This window comes from Embleya sp. NPDC127516, from assembly GCF_044765325.1.
Lineage (GTDB): Bacteria > Actinomycetota > Actinomycetes > Streptomycetales > Streptomycetaceae > Embleya.
The window spans coordinates 188,542-207,966 of the sequence record NZ_JBIWJT010000012.1 but is presented as its reverse complement, the minus strand read 5'-3'; the positions used below and the strand labels follow the sequence as shown (position 1 = coordinate 207,966).

Below are 19,425 nucleotides of genomic sequence, written 5' to 3'. Positions count from 1 at the left end.
ACACCACTACTGGCAGACTCAGGGTCCATGACCGCCAGGACCGTGGGCGTGGGTATCGGCGCCGACCAGCTCGACACGACCGACATGGTGCTCAACATCGGGCCCCAGCACCCCTCCACGCACGGCGTGCTGAGGCTGCGACTCGTACTCGACGGCGAGCGGATCGTCTCCGCCGAGCCGATCGTGGGCTACATGCATCGCGGCGCGGAGAAGCTCTTCGAGGTGCGCGACTACCGGCAGATCGTGATGCTGGCCAACCGGCACGACTGGTTGAGCGCGTTCGCGAACGAGCTGGGCGTGGTGCTCGCCGTGGAGCGCATGCTGGGCATGGAGGTGCCGCAGCGCGCGGTGTGGGCGCGAACCCTGCTCGCCGAGCTGAACCGGGTGCTCAACCATCTGATGTTCCTCGGTTCGTATCCGCTGGAGCTGGGCGCGATCACCCCGATCTTCCACGCGTTCCGCGAGCGTGAGGAGATCCAGGCGGTGATGGAGGAGATCTCCGGCGGCCGGATGCACTTCATGTTCAACCGGGTCGGCGGGCTCAAGGAGGATCTGCCGGCGGGCTGGACGGGGCGGGTACGGCACGCCGTGGCGACCGTGCGCACCCGGCTGGCGGGCCTGGACGCCCTGGTCTCCGGCAACGAGATCTTCCGCGCCCGCACCCGGGGCGTGGGCGTGTTGTCGCCTGCCCTGGTGGCCGCCTACGGGGTCAGCGGGCCGATCGCGCGGGCCTCCGGGGTCGACTTCGACCTGCGCCGGGACGAGCCGTACCTGGCCTACGGCGAGCTGGCCGACGTGCTGCGCGTGGTCACCCGCCGGGAGGGCGACTGTCTGGCCCGGTTCGAGTGCCTGCTGGAGCAGGTACACGTGAGCCTGGACCTGGCCGACGCGTGCTGCGACCGGCTCGACCGGCTCCCGCAGGGTCCGGTGAACCTGCGGTTGCCCAAGGTGCTCAAGGCGCCCGAGGGCCACACCTACGCGTGGACCGAGAACCCGCTCGGCCTCAACGGCTACTACCTGGTCTCGCGCGGCGAGAAGACCCCGTGGCGGCTCAAGCTGCGCTCGGCGTCCTACAACAACGTGCAGGTGCTGACCGAGCTGCTGCCGGGCTGCCTGATCGCGGACATGGTGGCGATCCTGGGGTCGCTCTTCTTCGTCGTGGGCGACGTCGACAAATGACGGCCGGGACACCGGTCGGCGCTCCTGGGGCAGGCCCCACGGGCGCCGGCCGGGTCAGGCGTGCTTTCGGACGTCGATCCGGGGGATCTCCTCGGTGTCGTCGTGCGCGGTGAGGTCCACCGGCAGCGGCTTGGGCCGCGGCACACCCGGACGGCTCGGGTCGGACTCGTCGGGCGCGAACCGTACGCCGTGACCGCGGTGCACCGGAGCCGGCTGTGCGGCGGGAGCCTCCTCGGCGCGCACCGGGTCGGCGAGCCGATCCGCCTCGATGTCGTCCTCGACCGGGCCCGGGGCAAAGGTCGCCTCGGCCGGCTCGACCTCGTCCTCGTGCGGGCGGCCGGCGACGAGCGCGTCGTAGCGCGCGTCGGAGCCGAACAGCTCGTCGGTCAGGAAGCCGGTCGCCTCGGGCTCGGCCAGGGCGGCACGCGGCGCGAAGAAGTCGAACCGGCCGGACGCGCCGGAGTCGGCCACGCGGCGGGTCACCTCCAGCACCTTGTCCCGCACCATCCGGGTGACCTCGGCGGTCTCGGAGTCGGCCGACTCCGCCACCTCGGCCGGCGCGGCCGAAGCGGCGACGGGTGCGGCCTCGGTCACCTCGACGGCGGGTCCACTCGCCTCGGCGGGCGCGGGCGCCTCGGCCGGTGCGGGCGCGGCGACGGGTGCGCTCGCGGAGCGGGTGGGGGCATCCTCCGTCGCGGTCGCCTCGGCGGCGACCTCGGACTCGGCCGGCGTCTCCGGCGTGCGCTCGGCGGTCCGGGTGAGTTCGGTGGGCGGCGCGATCGGCGAGGCGGGTCGCGTGACGGCGGCCGGCGCGGTCTCGGGTGCGAGGGGAGTAGAGGGGCGTACCGGGATGGGCTCCGGGGCCGCGGCGCCCGGGGCCGTCTCGATCGGCGCGACGGGGCGCCCGGTCGGCACCGGCTCGCGCACCGTCGGCGCGGCCTCGCGCGGCGTCTCGGCGGCGCGCGCCGGGCTCGGCCGCACATCGGCCGTGCGGCGCTCCTCGGCGCGTACCGGCTCGCGTACCGGCGCCTGCGGCGCTTGCGGTGCTCGCGGCGCGTGCGTCGGCTCGGCGGGCCGCGGTCGCGCGGACGGGCCGAACACCGAGGCCGCGTAGGCCGGAACCAGGTCCGGTGAGGACACCGGTGGCCGGCGCACCGCCGGAACGATGGACGGAGCCGTCGGACGCGCCTCGCCGGCTCGGCGGTCCAGCAGGTCCAGGACCGCCGCACCGCGCGCGAACAGGTCCGGGGTCAACGGCTGCGGACGCGACACCAGGTGGGCGGCGGCCGATGCGCCGGCCCGTTCCAGGGCGAGTTCGTGCTCGCCGGCCCGCTCGATCGCCGCGCGTAGCTCGTCGGCCATGCGTTCCCGCTCCCGACGCCGCGCGATGGCCTCCTCGGCCGACCGCCGGTGGTGTGCGGTGCTTCCGCGGACCACCCACGCCAGGGCGCCGGCGGCGGAGGACACACCGAGCAGCACGGCGATTCGAAGTGTGGTCGCACCTCCCGCGACGACCGCCAGGACGACGGCGACGAGCGCCGGCGCGCATATGGCGGCAAGCAGGGATATGCGTGTGGCGGTCGAGACCGAGCGATGGCGTCCACGTGGCATGCAGCAGACGTTAGCGCGCATACGGCGTTCATCTTGGTGCGGGGGTTGCCGTTGGTGCGGGTTTTTTGCTTTCCGTGGTGGGAACTTGGCCGGGTCGGCCTCGAACACCGGTCGGGCCGAATGCGCGCCGGCCTTCGGCCGAATCGACCCCAAACGCCGGCCGGGCTATTGAACTGCCCGGCCGGCGTGGAGTGTTGCGCCGATATCGCGGAATTCGCCGCGCGGATCAGATCAGGTTCTTGGACTTCAAGTAGGCCTTGGCCACATCCGCCGGCTTCTTGCGGTCCTCGTCGACCTGCTTGTTGAGTGCGGTCAGGTCCTCGGTGGTGAGAACGGGGGCGAGCTTGTCGACCAGCGGCAGAATCTTGTCGGCCTTGCCGGAATTGACCACCGGAATGACGTTGTCGGCGTTTTGCAGCTTCTTGTCGTCCGTGAGGACGACCAGACCGAACTGGTCGAGCGTGGCGTCCGTCGAAGTGGTCAGGACCAGTTGGTCCTTGCCGTCCTTGACCGCCTGCTTGGCGGCGGTGGTGCCGACGCCGAGCGGGTCCACGTTGCCCACCTTGATGCCGTACGTCTTCTCCAGGCCCGGGGCGCAGAACGGGCGCGTCTTGCACTCCTCGCCCGCCGCGATCTTCACCTCGACACCCGCCTTGCCCAGATCGGAGAGGGTCTTCAGGTTGTACTTGGCGGCGAAGTCCTTGGTCACCGCGAACGCGTTCTGGTCCACCGCCTGCGACGCGGTACCGGACTTGAGCCCGGCCGGGCCGGCCAGCGTGTTCAGCGCGGCCACCGTCGCCGCGACATCCGGGGAGGCCACCGGCGCGGCGTCCGGGCCGTTCTTCTTTCGGTTCAAGAACTCCGCCATCGTCGCCGCGTACTCCGGCACGACCGCGATCTTGCCCTTCTCCAGCTCGGGTTCGTAGAGCTCACGGTTCTTGACCGTCTTGATGCTCGCCTTCACCCCGCCCTTGTCGAGCAACTGTTTGTACATCTGCGCCAGGATCTCGGACTCGGTGAATCCGGCCGAACCGACCACCGTCTTGTCGTCGTCCGAGGAGGAACACCCGGTCGCGCCCACCAGGAAGACCAGGGAAAGCCCCGCCGCCACGCCGACCGTCATGCCCGTCTTGCCGCGCCGCATAAGCATGCGATGCACCGCCCTTTCCGTTCTCACGAGGTCACACCGCCACGCGGCGTCCGGGCCGTGAACCGCTGCACGAGCGCGAACAGGCCCTCCACCACCAGAGCCAGCGCGGCCACGAGGATCGCCCCCGCCACCACCTGGCCGTTGTCCTGCAGGTCGAAACCGGCCGTGACGATGCGCCCGAGACCGCCCCCCGCGACCAGTGCCGCGAGTGTTGCCGTGGCAACAACCTGAACGGCACACGTTCGAATTCCCGTCATGATCAACGGAAGTGCCAGGGGCAGCTCGACCCGGAACAACATCTGGCCGCCCGTCATGCCCATGCCGCGCGAGGCCTCGACCACGTCCCGGTCCACCTGGCGCATACCGACGTACGCGTTGGTGAGCACCGGCGGGATCGCGAACAGCACGAGCGCGATGATCGTCGCGGTGTCGCCCATGCCGATCGGGCTCAGCCCGAGCAGCACCAGCACCGCGAACGTCGGGATGGCGCGCCCGATGTTGGAGATGTTGATCGCCAGCGCGCCGCCCTTGCCCAGATGACCCAGCCACAGCGCGAACGGCAACGCGATCGCGACCGCGATCAGCACACACACCACGGTGAGCACGATGTGCTCGGTGAGCCGATTCCACACCCCGCTCTCGCCGCTCCAGTTCGCGCCGTCGGCCAACCAGTCCCAGGCGTCCCCGAGTACGTTCACGCCGCCGCCTCCGCCCGCACGTCGACCTCGGCGGTCGGCGCGGACACCAGCGGCAGCCGCCGTTTGCGCCCACCCGTTCGCTCCCACGGGGTCAACAGCCGCTGTACGCCCAGCAACAGCAGGTCGGCCGCGATCGCCAGCGCGACACACAACACCGACGCGGTCAACACCTGTGCCTTGAAGAGCGTGTCGATGCCCGAATAGATCAGGTTGCCCAACCCGCCGGAGCCCACGATCGCGCCGACCGTGGTGAGCGCGACGGTGGACACCGTGGCGACCCGTACGCCGGCCATGATCGCGGGCAGCGCGAGCGGCAGTTCGACCTGGAACAGCAGCCGCCCGGGTCCATACCCCATGCCCTTCGCCGACTCCACCACATCCGGCGGCACCGACCGCAGGCCGGCCAGCATGTTCCGCACCAGGATGGTCAGCGAGTACAACACCAGGCCGATGATGACCGTCGTCTCGGTCAGGCCGGTGAACGGCTGGAGGATCGCGAACATCGCGAGCGAGGGGATCGTGTACAGGATCGTGGTCGAGCCGAGCAGCACGCTGCCGGTCAGTCGCCACCGACGGGCCGCCAGCGCCATCGGGAACGCGACGAGCAGACCGATCGTCACCGAGACGACGGTCAGATAGACGTGTTCGCGCAACGCGGTGGTGATCTCCCCGGAGTACTCGTCGAGGTACTTCCCGCAGACCCACGAGTTGCGCTTCAGGCAGTCACCGGAGGCCACAATCACGGGCGGACCCTACCCCAGTGGTCCGACGGGCATTCCCGTGACGGCGGACACACCCGGTGTGTGAGGGGAGGCACCCGGGTACGTTGCCACCCCTGGGGGCCGGGAAACATCCGGGTCTCCGGACACCTGCCACGATCGCCAGCCATGCCCCCGGAGGGTCCCCATGATCCGGCTCGACCGCGTCACCAAGCGGTACCCCGACGGCACCGAGGCGGTCGCGGAACTGTCCCTGGAGGTCGCCACGGGCGAGCTGGTCACCCTGGTCGGCCCGTCCGGCTGCGGCAAGACCACCACGATGAAGATGGTCAACCGGCTGATCGAGCCCACATCCGGCCAGATCTTCCTGGACGACGAGGACATCACCCATGCCGACCCGGTCAAGCTGCGTCGGCGGATGGGCTACGTGATCCAGTCAGGCGGCCTGTTCCCGCACCGCACCGTGCTGGAGAACACGGTCACCGTGCCGAGCCTGCTGGGCTGGGATCGCAAGAAGGCGCGGGCACGCGGCGTCGAACTGCTCGAACTGGTCGGCCTGGACCCGACCAGACTCGGCGACCGCTACCCGCACCAGCTTTCCGGTGGCCAGCGCCAGCGGGTCGGGGTGGCCCGCGCGCTCGCGGCCGATCCGCCCGTACTGCTGATGGACGAGCCGTTCGGCGCGGTGGACCCGGTGGTCCGCGAGCGCCTGCAGAGCGAGTTCCTCCGGCTCCAGGGCGAGTTGAAGAAGACGGTGTTGTTCGTCACGCACGACATCGAGGAGGCGGTTCGGCTCGGCGACCGGATGGCGGTCTTCTCGATGGGCGGCCACATCGAGCAGTTCGACACCCCCTCCAGCGTGCTGGGCGCGCCGGCCAACGACTACGTCGCCGACTTCGTCGGCGCCGATCGGGGCCTCAAGCGCCTGTCGGTGACCGAGATCACCCCCGAGGACCTCGAACTGCCACCGGTCGTGCGCCTGGACGAGCCGATGTCGGAGGCACTCGCGAAGCTGCGCGCGGCCGACTCGCGCTGGGCCGTGGTGCTCGACGACGAGGGCAACCTGCACGGCTGGGTCGACGATCGCGCGGTCGGCGGCACGGTGCGCGACCGGGCCCGCCGGATGGAGGCCTGGGTGCCGGTGCGCGCGTCGCTCAAGCAGGCGTTCGGCGAGATGCTCCAGCACGACGCCGGGTGGATCGCGGTGGTGGACGGCGACCGCTTCGTGGGCGTGCTCACGCCGGCGCGGCTGCACGAGGCGTTGCGGCGCTCGATCGGTGCCGAGGAGCGGGACATCCCGTTGGCCGACGTCGTGCTGGACACCATCGAGGGCTGAGCGGGCCTTCGGCCGACGTCTTGCCCGCGCCCGCCGAACGGGCGCGGATTCACTTGTCCTCGGGGTCCTCGGGGACGCGCAGTATGCGCTCCAGGAACAGGCACCCGCCGACCAGCAGCACCCCCGCGCCCACCGCGAAGGCACAGCGCTGGGCCTGGGCCGAGCGCTCGGTGACCTCCAGGAAGCCGGTCAGGTAGAGCGCGTAGCCGCCGTACAGACCCACCACCAGCGCGCCGACCAGCGAACCGGCCTTGGCGAAGACCACCGCCCGGGCGGCGACCAGCGGATCCACCGGGCGCGCGGACGGCCGCCGCTCGCGCTGCGCCTTGAGTCGCGAGCGCAACGACAGCGCGGTCGCCAACGCGATCGCGGCCAGGCACAGCAGCACGATCGGGGCCAGGATCGGGACCACGGGCGGCGTGCCGCGCGAGTCCCACAGGTCGATTCCGGCATACGCGATGCCGCCCGCCCCCAACGCGAGGGCGAGCAGGAGGAGCGGGCGCGTGGGCTTCATCGGTCTGCGGTCAGCTCCAGGTCGTCACGGCGATGCACCCCGTCGAGGCCCATCCGCGCGAGCAGCTCGGCGATCGGGCCGTGGCCCGGCAGGTCCGCCTCGGGGTCGATGTCGTACCACGGCGCGAGCACGAACGAACGCTCGTACGCGCGCGGATGCGGCAGGGTCAGCCGCGGGTCGTCCTGCACCACGCCCTCGAACCGGATCACGTCCACGTCCAGCGTGCGCGGCCCCCAGCGCTCGACCCGGACCCGCTGGAAGGCCTCCTCGATCGAGTTGACCCGCTCCAGGATCAAGTCCGGGGTGAGCAGCGTGCGCACCTCGACGACGGCGTTGAAGTAGGTGCCCTGCTCGGGGCCGCCCACCGGATCGGTCTCGTAGACCGGGGACACCCGCAGCAGTGTCACGCCCGGCGTGTCGGCGATCTCGTCGATGGCGCCCTGGAGGGTCTCCAGGCGGTTGCCCAGGTTGCTGCCGAGGGCGAGCACGACCCGGCTCCAGGTGAGCTGCGCACGCTGCGCGGTGGTCTCGGCGGGTGCTTCCGGGACCGGCTCGTGGACCGGCTCGCGGGCGGTGTCGGTCATCGATCCCGCCCCCGCACGATGGTCACGGTCACATCGTCGAACGGGACGGTGATCGGGGCGTCGGGCTTGTGCACGATCACTTCCACCTCCTGCACCAGTGGGCGGGCCAGGCACACGTCGGCGATCCGCTGCGCGAGCGTCTCGATCAGGTCGACCGGGTCGCCCTGCACGACGCCGACCACGTCCTCGGCGACCTCGCCGTAGTGGACCGTGAGGGTGAGGTCGTCGGACCGCGCGGCCGGACGGGTGTCCACCCCGAGCACGACGTCGACCACGAAGGTCTGGCCCTCGTCGCGTTCCTTCGCGAACACTCCATGGTTGCCGCGGGCCTTCAACCCCCGCAGCGAGACGCGGTCCAGCATCAGTCGCCTCCTCGGCGCGTATCCCATCCCTGCGCACCCCGAACGGTCGGTCGGACCTGTCGAGGGGCGGTCGCGCCGACGGCCGGACCACCTCTGTGCGGTACGAATGTACCCAGCGGTCCCGACAGGTTTCGTCGTCCGGGTGCCCCAAGCGGGCACGAACGACGCGCGAACGCGCCGAAGACCGGTCAGATCTCCTCTTCGGCGTCGACCTCCGCCATCACCGGGGAGGCGTGGTGCAGCCACAACCGCCAACCCGCGGGGGTACGCCGGAAGACGTTGGTGACCACCGCGCGGCCGCCCGCGAATCCGGTCTCGTCGCCGCCGTCCTCCTCGGCCATCCCGGTGAGCATGTTCGCGGTGCAGGACAACACCGCGACCTCGCCGGCCAGCTTGACCTCGACGTCGGTCAGGAAGAACTGCACGTACGCGGTGTTGGCCATGATCAGCGCGTACGAGCGCAGGATCTCCGCGCGTCCGTGCAGCGCGGGCCAGCCCGGGTGTACGCAGGTCACGCTCGGCGCGTCGGCGCCGTCGGCCCAGATCGCGCCGAGGGCGTCGATGTCGCCCTCCTCGACGGCCGTCCACAGCGCGAGGTTGACCTCGCGTACCGCGTCCGCCTCGGGCGACGTCTGGTCGTCAATCGGGTTCATCGGGCCTCCTGCCAGGCAGCCGCCACCTTGACCGCGTCGAGCGAAGCGGGCACCTCGTGCACACGGACGGCCCACGCGCCCGCGGCGGCGGCCAGCGCGGAGACCGCGGCCGTCGCGTCGTCGCGCCCGCGGGGCGGGCGCAGTGTGCCGTCCTCGGCGACGAGCAGCCGCCCCAGGAAGGTCTTGCGGGACGCGGCCACCAGCAGCGGACGGCCGAGTTCGTGCAGCGCGTCCAGGTGGGCGAGCAACGGCCAGTTGTGCTCGGCCGTCTTGGCGAAGCCCAGGCCCGGGTCGAGCACGATCGCGTCCGGGTGGACGCCGGCGGCGATCACCTTCTCCATCCGCTCGGCCAACTCGGTGCGCACCTCGGCGACCACGTCGGCGTAGACCGCGCGCTGCTGCATCCCGCGCGAGTGCCCGCGCCAGTGCATGACCACCACGGGTACCCCGCTGTCGGCCACGTACGCGGCCATCGCCGGATCCGCGAGTCCGCCGCTGACGTCGTTGACCAGCCGCGCGCCCGCCTCGACGGCGGCGCTCGCGACCTCGACCCGGGTGGTGTCCACGCTGACCACCGCGCCGGCCGCGGCCAACTCGCGCACGACCGGCACGACCCGGCGCAATTCCTCGTCCACATCCACCCGACCGGCCCCGGGCCGGGTCGACTCGCCGCCCACGTCGATCAGGTCGGCCCCCTGGTCGAGCAACGCGAGTCCGCGGGTGATCGCGGCCTTCGAGTCGAACCACAGGCCGCCGTCGGAGAACGAATCGGGAGTCACATTGACCACGCCCATGACCGCGCACCGGCCGAACTCGGGCAGGCCGCGCACCCCTGGTGGGCGGTCGGGAGCCCGATGTCGCGGGCCGGTCGTCGCTGTCATGGGGAACAGAGTAGGGGTTGACCGGGCGCTGCCCGGTCAACCCCCAAGTACTGCGTCGTGACTTGTTATCGGCGCCTCGCCGCCCCGCGACCGTGCGCCGTGGAGCCGCTACCGGCTCAGGATCAGACTCATCGCCTCGGCCCGCGTGGCGGCGTTCAGCAACTGGCCGCGCACGGCGGAGGTGAGGGTGCGCGCACCCGGCTTGCGTATGCCGCGCATCGTCATGCACAGGTGCTCGCACTCGACCACCACGATCACCCCGCGCGGGCGCAGGATGTTCACCAGCGCGTCGGCGATCTGCGTGGTCAGCCGCTCCTGCACCTGCGGACGCTTGGCGTAGACGTCCACCAGGCGCGCGAGCTTGGAGAGGCCGGTGATCTGACCGTCCTCCGACGGGATGTACCCCACGTGCGCCACCCCGTGAAAAGTCACGAGGTGGTGCTCGCACGTGCTGTAGACCTCGATGTCCTTGACCAGGACCATCTCGTCGTGGCCGAGGTCGAAGGTCGTGGTGAGCACGTCCTCGGGATCCTGCCGCAGCCCCGCGAAGATCTCCTGATACGACCTGGCCACACGGGCCGGGGTGTCCTTGAGACCCTCGCGGTCGGGGTTCTCCCCGACCGCGAGCAACAGCTCCCGAACCGCGCGCTCGGCGCGATCCTGGTCGAACTCACCCACGGCACGACCGTCGAAGGTGATCGGGTCGATCGTCACGTTCAGTTCTCCGGAGAATCGGACGGCGGTTCGGGGTGCACTACCGCCCCACCGGACCCCGTCGTGGTGCCCGTCGCAGAGGTCGAGCCACCGTTGAGAATCCCATTGTCGCTGCCGCCGCCGGAGAGCGTGAGCTCGCGGGGCGTCATCACGGGAGGACGGCTGGACGGCTGACGCCGACTGGAACCCGTCCACGCGGGACGGGCCGGGCGCTTGGTGACCGGTGCGAAGATCTCGGCGACCTGGGCCTTGTCCAGGGTCTCCTTCTCCAGCAGCTCCAGCACCAGGTTGTCCAGCACGTCACGGTTCTCGACGAGAATCTCCCACGCTTCGTTGTGGGCGGTCTCGATGAACCTCTTGACCTCTTCGTCGACGATAGCCGCGACCTCTTCGGAGTAGTCGCGCTGGTGACCCATTTCACGACCCAGGAACGGCTCGGCACCGTCGTTGCCGAACTTGATCGCACCCAGGCGCTCGGTCATGCCGTACTGCGTGACCATCGAGCGGGCCAGACCGGTGGCCTTCTCGATGTCGTTCGAGGCGCCCGTGGTCGGGTCGTGGAAGACCAGTTCCTCCGCCGCGCGCCCGCCCATCATGTAGGCGAGCTGGTCGAGCATCTCGTTGCGCGTGGTGGAGTACTTGTCCTCTTCGGGCAGCACCATCGTGTAGCCGAGCGCCCGGCCCCGGGACAGGATCGTGATCTTGTGCACCGGGTCGGTGTTCGGCAGCGCGTGCGCCACCAGGGCGTGGCCGCCCTCGTGGTACGCGGTGATCTTCTTTTCCTTGTCGCTCATGATCCGGGTGCGCTTCTGCGGCCCGGCCACGACCCGGTCGATCGCCTCGTCCATCGACTTCGCGTCGATCAGCTTGGCGTCCGAGCGGGCGGTCAGCAGCGCGGCCTCGTTGAGCACGTTCGCGAGGTCGGCACCGGTGAACCCGGGGGTGCGCCGGGCGACCGCCTTGAGGTCGATGTCCTCGGTGACCGGCTTGCCCTTGGCGTGCACCTTGAGGATGTCCCAGCGGCCCTGCATGTCGGGACGGTCGACCGCGATCTGCCGGTCGAAGCGGCCCGGGCGCAGCAGCGCCGGGTCCAGGATGTCCGGCCGGTTGGTCGCCGCGATCAGGATCACGCCGCCCTTGACGTCGAAGCCGTCCATCTCGACCAGGAGCTGGTTGAGCGTCTGCTCGCGTTCGTCGTGACCGCCGCCCATGCCCGCGCCGCGGTGCCGGCCGACCGCGTCGATCTCGTCGACGAAGACGATCGCCGGCGCGTTGGCCTTGGCCTGCTCGAACAGGTCGCGCACCCGGGAGGCACCGACACCGACGAACATCTCGACGAAGTCCGAACCGGAGATCGAGTAGAACGGCACGCCGGCCTCACCCGCGACCGCGCGGGCGAGCAGGGTCTTGCCGGTTCCGGGCGGGCCGTAGAGCAGCACGCCCTTGGGGATCTTCGCGCCGACCGCCTGGAACTTGGCCGGCTCCTGGAGGAACTCCTTGATCTCGTGGAGTTCCTCGACCGCCTCGTCCGCACCGGCCACGTCGGAGAAGGTCGTCTTCGGGGTGTCCTTGGAGATCAGCTTGGCCTTGGACTTCCCGAAGTTCATGACCCGGGAGCCGCCGCCCTGCATCTGATTCATCAGGAACAGGAAGACCACGACGATGAGCACGAACGGCAGCAGGGAGAACAGGATGCTGACGATCGTGCTCTGCTTGCTGAGCTTGACCGTGTAGGAGTCCTGGATCTTGCCCTGCTCGTACTTGGACTGGAGCAGGCGCTGGATCTCCACGCCCTGCTCGTCGATGTACGAGGTCTTGATCTTGTTGTGCTTGTCGATCTTCACCCCGGGGATCAGGGTGAGCTCGAGTGACTGGTCGTTACCGCCGATGAGCTTGGCTGACTTGACCTGGTCGTTTTGGATCGCCTGGATCGCCTTGCCGGTGTCGACACCCTTGAAGCCGCTCGAAGAGGAGACGAGCTGCATCAGGAGGATCACAGCAATGACGGCCAGCGCGATCCACATGACCGGCCCGCGGAAATAGCGCTTGACGTCCATCGATGCGGGGCAGCAGACGCCCCGTCCCTCCTGCCGACTTTTGACCCGGACGCCTTATGGCCCCCGGGTACGTTGCCTGTCCGGTATCGCCCGGCACGGTCGCCCGTGCTGATCGGATGTCACTGCGTTAGACGGTACACCGGGCGTCCGCACGTCAACGCGCCGCGCGTTCACTCACGTTGCGCGCCTTCGTGGATCGACCCCCGACGCATCCTCCAACGAGGGGAAACGTTCCCCTTGTTCCCGGATGCTGTTACAGGATGTCGATCGCGCAAACCCGAAGCCGTGATCCATGCGCCCGAGCGGGTCAGGTCGGCTTCGAACCGCCGTACACGTGCTCGGCCAGTGTGCCCACGAACGGCAGGTTGCGGTAGCGCTCGGCGTAGTCGAGGCCGTAGCCCACCACGAACTCGTTGGGGATGTCGAAGCCCACGTACTTGACCGGGATGTCGACCTTGGCGGCCTCCGGCTTGCGGAAGAACGCGCACACCTCGAGCGAGGCGGGGCCCCGCGAGGTGAGGTTGGCGAGCATCCACGACAGGGTCAGGCCCGAGTCGATGATGTCCTCGACGACCAGGACGTGCCGACCGGCGATGTCCGCGTCGAGGTCCTTGAGGATGCGCACGACGCCCGAGGACTTGGTGCCGGAGCCGTACGACGACACCGCCATCCAGTCCATCTTGACCGGCGAGTGCACCGCCCGGGCGAGGTCGGCCATGACCATGACGGCGCCCTTGAGCACGCCGACGAGCAGCAGGTCCTGACCCTGGTAGTCCTCGTCGATCCGCTCGGCGAGCTCGACGAGCTTCGCCTCGATCTCCTCCTGCGTGACGAGGACCCTTTCGAGGTCGGCGCCCATGTCCTTCTCGTCCACCACATGCCTTACTACGAAGTTTTCGACAGAGCCCCGCGGTCACCGGTCAGGATTGAGCCGGCCGGTGAAAGAGAAGCCTGCCACACCGCCTGCGTATCTCGACGCCCCCGGGCAGGTGGATGGGCCCCTGGCCGTGCCACGAGATGACCAGCTTCTCCACCGCCTCCACGTGCCGGGCGAACAACGCGCCGGAGGGACTGCCCGCGCCGACGGCGGTCCGGCGCAGTACCCGGCGGCGCACCGCCGCGGGCAGCTCGGCCAGCCCGGCGACCTCCAGCTCCCCGTCGTCGTGCGTGACGTCCGCCTGGGCCCGGTCGGCCCACTGGTCGAGTGCCTCGGCGTCGTCGCGGAACAGTCGCGCGGTGCGGGCCAGGGCCTCGGACACCCCGGGACCCAGGGCCTTCTCCAGCACCGGGAGCACCTCGTGCCGCACCCGCGCCCTGGTGTACGCCGGGTCGGCGTTGTGCGGGTCCTCCCACGGCAGCAGGTCCTGCGCGACGCACGCCTGGCGGGTGATGTCGCGGCCCAGCTCCAGGAACGGGCGCTGGTAGTGGCCGGTCAGCGGCGGCATGCCGGCGAGCGAGCGGGCGCCGGAGCCTCGGGCGAGCCCGAGCAGGACGGTCTCGGCCTGGTCCTCCAGGGTGTGTCCGAGCAGCACCAGCGCGGCGCCGTGCGTCTTGGCGGCGGTGTCCAGGGCGGTGTAGCGGGCCAGCCGCGCGGCGCCCTCGGGGCCGCCTCGGGTGCCGACCGTGACGCCGAGCGCGTCGACCGGGCCCAGGCCCAGGTCGCGCAGCCGGGCGACCAGGTCCACGGCCCGGCGGGTGGAGCCGGTCTGGAGACCGTGGTCGACGGTGATGGCTCCGGCGCGCAGACCCGCGCGGGGGGCCTCGAACGCGGTGGCCGCTGCGAGCGCCAACGAGTCCGCGCCACCACTGCAGGCCACCAGGACGAGATCACCCGGTTGCAGCTCGCGCAGGGTTTTGCGGACGGCCAGCCTGGTGGCGGCCACGGCGGGATGGGGTCCCACGGCTCGACGACACCTCCTTGCACGTCCGGTTCGGCCGGTTCGCGGAGGTCGCGGCCTCCGCGAGAAATGCCGAAGAGAATTGGTTTGCCCACGCTACGTCACCCGAAGCGCACCGGGCCGCAGACACCACCGGATGTCGCCCGGATGAGGACGCGGGCGGGCCGCCGCCGGCCCGCCGCGGCCCGAGACGGCGCCGCGTCGGCGCCGCGTCGGGTCTCGCGCGTCGGCTCACGCGGGGTCGGCGGGGCCCTCGGTCCCGGCTGGCCCGGCGCCGGCCTTGCCGTGCACCCGGTCCACCCACGTGCCCGGCTCGGCCACCTCGGCCTTGGTGGGCAGCGTGTTCGGGGAGGTCCACACCCGGTTGAAGCCCTCCATGCCGACCCGACCGACGACCTCGCGTACGAACCGCTCGCCGTCGCGGTACTGGCGCAGCTTGGCGTCCATGCCCAGCAGCTTGCGCAGTGCCTGGTCGAGCCGCCCGGTGCCCTGGGCCCGACGCTCGGCGAACTTCTCCCGGATCTCCGCCACGGTGGGGATCACCCGCGGCCCGACCCCGTCCATCACGAAGTCGGCGTGCCCCTCCAGGAGCGACATCACCGCGGTGATCCGGCCCAGGATCTCGCGCTGTTCCGGCGTCTGCACGAGTTCGACCAGCGAGCCGCCGTCACCGTCGCCCTCACCGCCGCCCCGACGCGCGCCGGCGAACGTGGAGACCGCCTCGCGCAGCCGGCCGAGCACCGCCGACGGGTCGACCTCGGTCTGCCCCAGGAAGCCGTGGATCTCCTGTTCGAGGTGGTCGCGCAGCCACGGCACGGCGGTGAACTGGGTCCGGTGGGTCTCCTCGTGCAGGCACACCCACAGCCGGAAGTCGTGCGGGTCCACCCCGAGCTCGCGCTCGACCTGGACGATGTTGGGCGCGACCAGGAGCAGCCGCCCGGGGCCGTGCCCGCTCGCACCCGGGGTCTGCGGTGCGAAGGTCTCGTACTGGCCGAGCACGCGCGAGGACAGGAACGCGAGCAGCGTGCCCAGCTCCAGGCCGGTGACCTTGCCGCCCACGGTGCCCAGCGCGGCACCGCCCGGCATGTTCTCGCGGCGTTGTTCCACCTTGTCCAGGAGCGGGCGCAGCACGTGCCGGAAGCCCTGCACATTGGCGCGCGCCCAGCCCGGTCGGTCCACCACCAGAACCGGGGTGTCGTTGTCGCCCGAATCGAGTCCCGTGAACGCCCGTACGTGCCCCTCGGACGTCTTGGCGTGCGCGCGCAGCTCCGCCACGACCGCCCGCGCCTCGTCCCGTCCGACGTCGGGTCCCGGCCGCACGAGCCGGTTCGCCGTCGCCACGGCCAGGTCCCAATCGATCATGTCCGCACCGTTGCCGCTCGTCATACCGCCACGGTACGTGCTCGGCGCGGCCTCGAAAGAGGAACCGGGGCCCGCGACTTGTGCGGATCGCGGATTCGGTGGATCCGCGAGGCGGCGCGGACCGGGTCGAACGCCGGGACCGGCGCGCCTCAGCCGGCGCAGCCGCAGTCGGCCAGCGCGGCCGCCATCCGGTCGATCGCCGCACGAGCCGGGTCGGGGTCGCCGGTGAACCTGTCGGCCAGGATCGCGAACGCGAGCAGTCGGCCGTCCTTGTCCCGAACCAGGCCGGACAGCGTGCTGACCCCGGTCAGCGAGCCGGTCTTGGCACGGACCACGCCGGCCGCGTCGGCGGAGCCGCTCGTGGCCCCGTACCGGTCGGTCAAGGTGCCGGTGAAGCCCGCGATGGGCAGGCCGGTGAGCGCCCAGCGCAGTTCGGGGTGCGCCGGGGACGCGGCCACCGCGAGGGTCTGCACGAGGGTCTGCGGGGTGAGCTTGTCCTCCTTGTCCAACCCGCTGCCGTCCTTGAGGTTGGACGCGCCGTAGGGGACGCCCAGTCCCTCCAGGACCTGGCGCGCCGCGACCGTGCCGCCCTGGAAGCTCGCGGGCTGCCCCTTGGCGATCGCGACCTGCCGCAGCAGCGCCTCGGCCAGGTCGTTGTCGCTGAACGTCAACATCTGCTCGACCATCGCGGACAGCGGCGGGGACTGCACGGAGGCGAGTTCGGGCGCGCCGGCGGCGGGCGCGGTGCCCGGGGCGGGCGTGCCGTCGACGGTGATGCCCGCGGTCTTGAGCTGGGCGGCGAACTTCTTCGCGGCGTCGATGCCCGGGGAGGCCACCCGGTTGCTCTCCTTGCCGACCACGGTCGGGTCCACCCGGCCCTCGTCGACCATCAGCGACACGACCGGCGCGATGTTCTCGTTGACGCCGATCGCGTGCAGCGCCGGCCCGGTGTAGAGCGTGGTGTCGTACTGGAGTTTGACCTGCGTGGTGCCGCTCGCCTTGAGCGCGGCCGCCGTCGCCGTCGCCAGGTCGGACAGCCGGGCGGGCCGGTAGCCGGCGCCGAACTGCCCGCCGTCGAGCGCGGTCAGCGTCGGGTCCCCACCGCCGACCAGCACGATGGTGCCGGGCGTCGCGCCGGGCACCACCCGGGTCGCGATCCGGTGGTTCGGGCCCGGCGCGGTGAGCGCGGCCACCGCCGTGGTGATCTTGGTCGTGGACGCCGGCGTCGCCGCGCGCTCCTGATTGGCGCCGTACAGCGGGCGCCCGGTCAGCGCGTCGACCACGGCGACCGCGGGCGGTGCGCCGAGCGCGGTCGCCTTGGCCAACGGTTCCAGCGCGGCCCGGATGCCGGCCTCGGTCGGGGTGACCCCGGCCGCGTCGCCGGACACCGGCGCGAGCACCGGCGGCGCGGCGGCGCTCGCCACCCGCTTGGTGTCCTCGTCGGCCCGGGCCAGGCGTTCGCCCTTCCACGACCCGTGCACGAGCGTCACGAGCACGGCCAGCACGATGGCCGCCACCACCGCGGCGATCGCTTTGCTCCTGGTGCCGGCCACGCGAGACCATCCCCTTCCGCCGGACCACCGGCCATGCGAGACACTGAGACGAGATCAGGTTCTGTCCGGGACCTGTGCCGGGTTCGGCCTCGCGGACAGAACGACCCTAACGGTCCCGGCAACGGTCCCGGCGCAGCACTATGGAGGAGCCTTGGAGTTCGACGTCACCATCGAGATCCCCCGGGGATCGCGCAACAAGTACGAGGTGGACCACGAGACGGGCCGCATCCGGCTCGACCGGATGTTGTTCACGTCGACGCGCTACCCGGCGGACTACGGCTTCATCGAGGACACCCTCGGTGAGGACGGTGACCCGCTGGACGCGCTGGTGCTGCTGGACGAGCCGACCTTCCCGGGCGTGCAGGTCAAGTGCCGGGCGATCGGCATGTTCCGGATGACGGACGAGGCCGGCGGCGACGACAAGGTCCTGTGCGTGCCGGCCACGGACCCGCGCGTGGAGCACCTGCGTGACATCCACCACGTCTCGGAGTTCGACCGGCTCGAGATCCAGCACTTCTTCGAGGTCTACAAGGACCTGGAGCCGGGCAAGTCGGTCGAGGGCGCCAACTGGGTCGGCCGCGACGAGGCCGAGGCCGAGGTCGAGGCCTCGCGCAAGCGGCTCACCGAGCAGGGTCACCACTGACCCGGTAGCACGACACGCGAACGCCGGTCGGCGACGGTCACCCCACAACCGGGGCGGCCGTCGCCGACCGGCGTTCGTCGTCCCGGGCACTCGGGAATCGGTCCGCAGGGCTCGGGACGCGGTCAGGACGGGCGGGCGTAGTAGTCCGGGGTGCCCATGTAGAACATGTTGCTGATCTTGATCACGTCGCCGGTGCGCGGCGCGTGGATCATCCGGCCGCCGCCCAGGTACATCGCGACGTGGTGGATGTCGGACGCGCTCTTGGTCTCGCTCCAGAAGATCAGGTCGCCCGGACGCAGGTTCCGGTAGGACACGGGCTTGCTCTCGAAGTACTGCGTGGCGGCGAAGTGCGGCATGTTCACGCCCGCCTTGCGCCACGCCTGCATCACCAGGCCCGAGCAGTCGTAGCCGCGCGGGCCCTCGCCGCCCCACACGTAGGGCTTGCCGAGTTGGGCCTTGGCGTAGGCGATCGCGGCGGACACGCCGGCGGCGGTCGTGGCCTTGCCCGAGGTGTCGGCGCGGGTCGCGGTGGCCGGGTCGGTGCCCTTGGCCGGCTTGGCGGGCCCGCTCGTCTCGGCGGCCTTGCTCGCCGCCTGTTCGCGGGCCTGCCGGTCGGCCTCCTGTCGGGCCTCCTCGGCCTCGGCCTCGGCCCGAGCGCGGGCCTGCTCCTCGGCGCGACGCCGAGCCTCGGCCGCCAGGTCGTCCCGACGCTGCGTCTCCAGGGCGACCGAGGTCTGCTTCAGTTCGGCCAGTTCGCTCAGCAGCGCGGTGCGCCGGGCCGCGATCTCGCCGACGCGGCGCTGCTGCGCCGCGAGTTCGGCCTCGACCCGGTCCTTGGCCGCGCGCACCGCCTCGGTCGCGCGGGCGGCCGCCTCCGCCGTGTGCACGGCGTCGGCCTTGGCTGTCGCCGCCTCGCGGACGGCGGTGGTGCCGCGCCGCACGGTGTCGTCGCCGTCCTGCGAGATCCGCCGCAGGCTCTCCATCCGGGCGACCATGTCGGCGGGCGAGTCGGCGCCCAGGACCGCCTGGAAGCCGCCGAGCCGGGCACCGCCGCCCATCCGGTAGGTCTGCGCGGCGAGCCGGCCGAGTTCGGCCCGGGCCAGGCCCAGTTGCGCGTCGGCCGTACGCAGGTGTCCGTCGGCGACGACGGCCCGGTCCCGGGTCTGCTCCCGCAGCACCACGGCCCCGTTGTACGCCTCGACGGCGACGCCGGCGCGGATGTCGAGCCGCTCGAGGTCGCTCGCCGCACGATCGAGTTCGGCCTCGATCAGGCCGACGTCCGAGACCTTGCCGGTGACCGCGTCCTGTGCCTGGTCGAGTTGGTCGGCCCCGGGGTAGCCGGAGCCGGCCGGATCGTCGGCGAAGGCCCCTGGGGTGATCGTGAGGACGAGGACGGCGGCGAGTCCGGCAGGGACTGCGGCATGGATGAACGATCGAGGCATGCGGTCTCCCTCCAAGCGGCGGGCACCGAGGGGAACCGGGGGTTCCGATTCCGGGCAGGTCATCTCACG

Annotated in this window: 19 protein-coding genes; 3 read left to right on the top strand and 16 right to left on the bottom strand. The window is 71.3% G+C overall.

The window, feature by feature from the left end:
* Positions 1 to 27: 27 nt before the first annotated feature.
* Entirely contained in the window at positions 28 to 1,179 is a 1,152-nt protein-coding gene (locus tag ACIRL2_RS24385) for an NADH-quinone oxidoreductase subunit D (RefSeq protein WP_402234504.1), read from the top strand.
* Between the two features lie 54 nt (positions 1,180 to 1,233).
* On the opposite strand, the gene ACIRL2_RS24380 is transcribed toward ACIRL2_RS24385, so the two are convergent.
* The 4 genes from ACIRL2_RS24380 to ACIRL2_RS24365 form a co-directional block, all read right to left on the bottom strand.
* Positions 1,234 to 2,790 (bottom strand): hypothetical protein, encoded by a 1,557-nt coding sequence (locus tag ACIRL2_RS24380; protein WP_402234502.1) that lies wholly within the window; start codon positions 2,788 to 2,790, stop codon positions 1,234 to 1,236.
* 226 nt (positions 2,791 to 3,016) lie between these two features.
* Positions 3,017 to 3,940: an ABC transporter substrate-binding protein gene (locus ACIRL2_RS24375; RefSeq protein ID WP_402234615.1), complete on the bottom strand. Its 924-nt coding sequence runs from the start codon at positions 3,938 to 3,940 to the stop codon at positions 3,017 to 3,019.
* A gap of 23 nt (positions 3,941 to 3,963) precedes the next feature.
* Positions 3,964 to 4,638, bottom strand: coding sequence for an ABC transporter permease (locus tag ACIRL2_RS24370; protein WP_395866788.1), 675 nt, complete (start codon positions 4,636 to 4,638; stop codon positions 3,964 to 3,966).
* Complete coding sequence (locus ACIRL2_RS24365) at positions 4,635 to 5,375, bottom strand: ABC transporter permease (protein WP_395867032.1); 741 nt, start codon at positions 5,373 to 5,375, stop codon at positions 4,635 to 4,637. The genes ACIRL2_RS24370 and ACIRL2_RS24365 overlap by 4 nt, the downstream gene beginning before the upstream one ends.
* 169 nt (positions 5,376 to 5,544) lie before the next feature.
* Here ACIRL2_RS24365 and ACIRL2_RS24360 point away from each other — a divergent pair, with 169 nt between their 5' ends.
* A complete protein-coding gene (locus ACIRL2_RS24360; RefSeq protein ID WP_395866786.1) occupies positions 5,545 to 6,693 on the top strand; it encodes an ABC transporter ATP-binding protein in 1,149 nt (382 codons plus the stop codon).
* Positions 6,694 to 6,742: 49 nt separating this feature from the next.
* On the opposite strand, the gene ACIRL2_RS24355 is transcribed toward ACIRL2_RS24360, so the two are convergent.
* From ACIRL2_RS24355 to dacB, 11 genes are all read right to left on the bottom strand, one after another.
* Positions 6,743 to 7,207, bottom strand: a complete 465-nt coding sequence (locus ACIRL2_RS24355; protein WP_395866784.1) for a DUF3180 domain-containing protein — start codon at positions 7,205 to 7,207, stop codon at positions 6,743 to 6,745.
* Entirely contained in the window at positions 7,204 to 7,791 is a 588-nt protein-coding gene (folK, locus tag ACIRL2_RS24350; protein WP_395866783.1) for a 2-amino-4-hydroxy-6-hydroxymethyldihydropteridine diphosphokinase, read from the bottom strand. The genes ACIRL2_RS24355 and folK overlap by 4 nt, the downstream gene beginning before the upstream one ends.
* Positions 7,788 to 8,150, bottom strand: a complete 363-nt coding sequence (gene folB, locus ACIRL2_RS24345) for a dihydroneopterin aldolase (protein ID WP_395867030.1) — start codon at positions 8,148 to 8,150, stop codon at positions 7,788 to 7,790. The genes folK and folB overlap by 4 nt, the downstream gene beginning before the upstream one ends.
* Positions 8,151 to 8,341: 191 nt before the next feature.
* Positions 8,342 to 8,806, bottom strand: a complete 465-nt coding sequence (locus ACIRL2_RS24340) for a nuclear transport factor 2 family protein (RefSeq protein ID WP_078976561.1) — start codon at positions 8,804 to 8,806, stop codon at positions 8,342 to 8,344.
* Entirely contained in the window at positions 8,803 to 9,687 is an 885-nt protein-coding gene (gene folP / locus ACIRL2_RS24335; RefSeq protein ID WP_395866781.1) for a dihydropteroate synthase, read from the bottom strand. The genes ACIRL2_RS24340 and folP overlap by 4 nt, the downstream gene beginning before the upstream one ends.
* 108 nt (positions 9,688 to 9,795) lie before the next feature.
* Entirely contained in the window at positions 9,796 to 10,401 is a 606-nt protein-coding gene (folE, locus tag ACIRL2_RS24330; RefSeq protein WP_395866779.1) for a GTP cyclohydrolase I FolE, read from the bottom strand.
* 2 nt (positions 10,402 to 10,403) lie between these two features.
* On the bottom strand, positions 10,404 to 12,458 hold the full coding sequence (gene ftsH, locus ACIRL2_RS24325; protein ID WP_395866777.1) for an ATP-dependent zinc metalloprotease FtsH: 2,055 nt from the start codon (positions 12,456 to 12,458) through the stop codon (positions 10,404 to 10,406).
* A 307-nt stretch (positions 12,459 to 12,765) separates the two neighbouring features.
* Positions 12,766 to 13,332, bottom strand: coding sequence for a hypoxanthine phosphoribosyltransferase (hpt, locus tag ACIRL2_RS24320; protein WP_395866775.1), 567 nt, complete (start codon positions 13,330 to 13,332; stop codon positions 12,766 to 12,768).
* Positions 13,333 to 13,378: 46 nt separating this feature from the next.
* Positions 13,379 to 14,359, bottom strand: coding sequence for a tRNA lysidine(34) synthetase TilS (gene tilS, locus ACIRL2_RS24315; protein ID WP_402234498.1), 981 nt, complete (start codon positions 14,357 to 14,359; stop codon positions 13,379 to 13,381).
* Positions 14,360 to 14,587: 228 nt separating this feature from the next.
* Positions 14,588 to 15,742 (bottom strand): zinc-dependent metalloprotease, encoded by a 1,155-nt coding sequence (locus ACIRL2_RS24310; RefSeq protein ID WP_402234496.1) that lies wholly within the window; start codon positions 15,740 to 15,742, stop codon positions 14,588 to 14,590.
* A gap of 125 nt (positions 15,743 to 15,867) precedes the next feature.
* Positions 15,868 to 17,271: a D-alanyl-D-alanine carboxypeptidase/D-alanyl-D-alanine-endopeptidase gene (gene dacB / locus ACIRL2_RS24305; protein WP_402234494.1), complete on the bottom strand. Its 1,404-nt coding sequence runs from the start codon at positions 17,269 to 17,271 to the stop codon at positions 15,868 to 15,870.
* Between the two features lie 151 nt (positions 17,272 to 17,422).
* Between dacB and ACIRL2_RS24300 the strand changes: the two genes are divergently transcribed.
* Entirely contained in the window at positions 17,423 to 17,914 is a 492-nt protein-coding gene (locus ACIRL2_RS24300) for an inorganic diphosphatase (RefSeq protein ID WP_395866767.1), read from the top strand.
* Between the two features lie 122 nt (positions 17,915 to 18,036).
* Here ACIRL2_RS24300 and ACIRL2_RS24295 read toward each other — a convergent pair whose 3' ends face one another.
* Positions 18,037 to 19,356: an NlpC/P60 family protein gene (locus tag ACIRL2_RS24295; protein WP_402234492.1), complete on the bottom strand. Its 1,320-nt coding sequence runs from the start codon at positions 19,354 to 19,356 to the stop codon at positions 18,037 to 18,039.
* Between the last annotated feature and the right edge of the window lie 69 nt (positions 19,357 to 19,425).

Coding starts and splice junctions, on each gene's coding strand:
- folK (WP_395866783.1), bottom strand. CDS start 7,791: ATGACCGACACCGCCCGCGAGCCGGTCCACGAGCCGGTCCCGGAAGCA.
- ACIRL2_RS24360 (WP_395866786.1), top strand. CDS start 5,545: ATGATCCGGCTCGACCGCGTCACCAAGCGGTACCCCGACGGCACCGAG.
- folP (WP_395866781.1), bottom strand. CDS start 9,687: ATGACAGCGACGACCGGCCCGCGACATCGGGCTCCCGACCGCCCACCA.
- ACIRL2_RS24340 (WP_078976561.1), bottom strand. CDS start 8,806: ATGAACCCGATTGACGACCAGACGTCGCCCGAGGCGGACGCGGTACGC.
- ACIRL2_RS24310 (WP_402234496.1), bottom strand. CDS start 15,742: ATGACGAGCGGCAACGGTGCGGACATGATCGATTGGGACCTGGCCGTG.
- ACIRL2_RS24380 (WP_402234502.1), bottom strand. CDS start 2,790: ATGCCACGTGGACGCCATCGCTCGGTCTCGACCGCCACACGCATATCC.
- ftsH (WP_395866777.1), bottom strand. CDS start 12,458: ATGGACGTCAAGCGCTATTTCCGCGGGCCGGTCATGTGGATCGCGCTG.
- ACIRL2_RS24385 (WP_402234504.1), top strand. CDS start 28: ATGACCGCCAGGACCGTGGGCGTGGGTATCGGCGCCGACCAGCTCGAC.
- ACIRL2_RS24355 (WP_395866784.1), bottom strand. CDS start 7,207: ATGAAGCCCACGCGCCCGCTCCTCCTGCTCGCCCTCGCGTTGGGGGCG.
- ACIRL2_RS24295 (WP_402234492.1), bottom strand. CDS start 19,356: ATGCCTCGATCGTTCATCCATGCCGCAGTCCCTGCCGGACTCGCCGCC.
- ACIRL2_RS24375 (WP_402234615.1), bottom strand. CDS start 3,940: ATGCTTATGCGGCGCGGCAAGACGGGCATGACGGTCGGCGTGGCGGCG.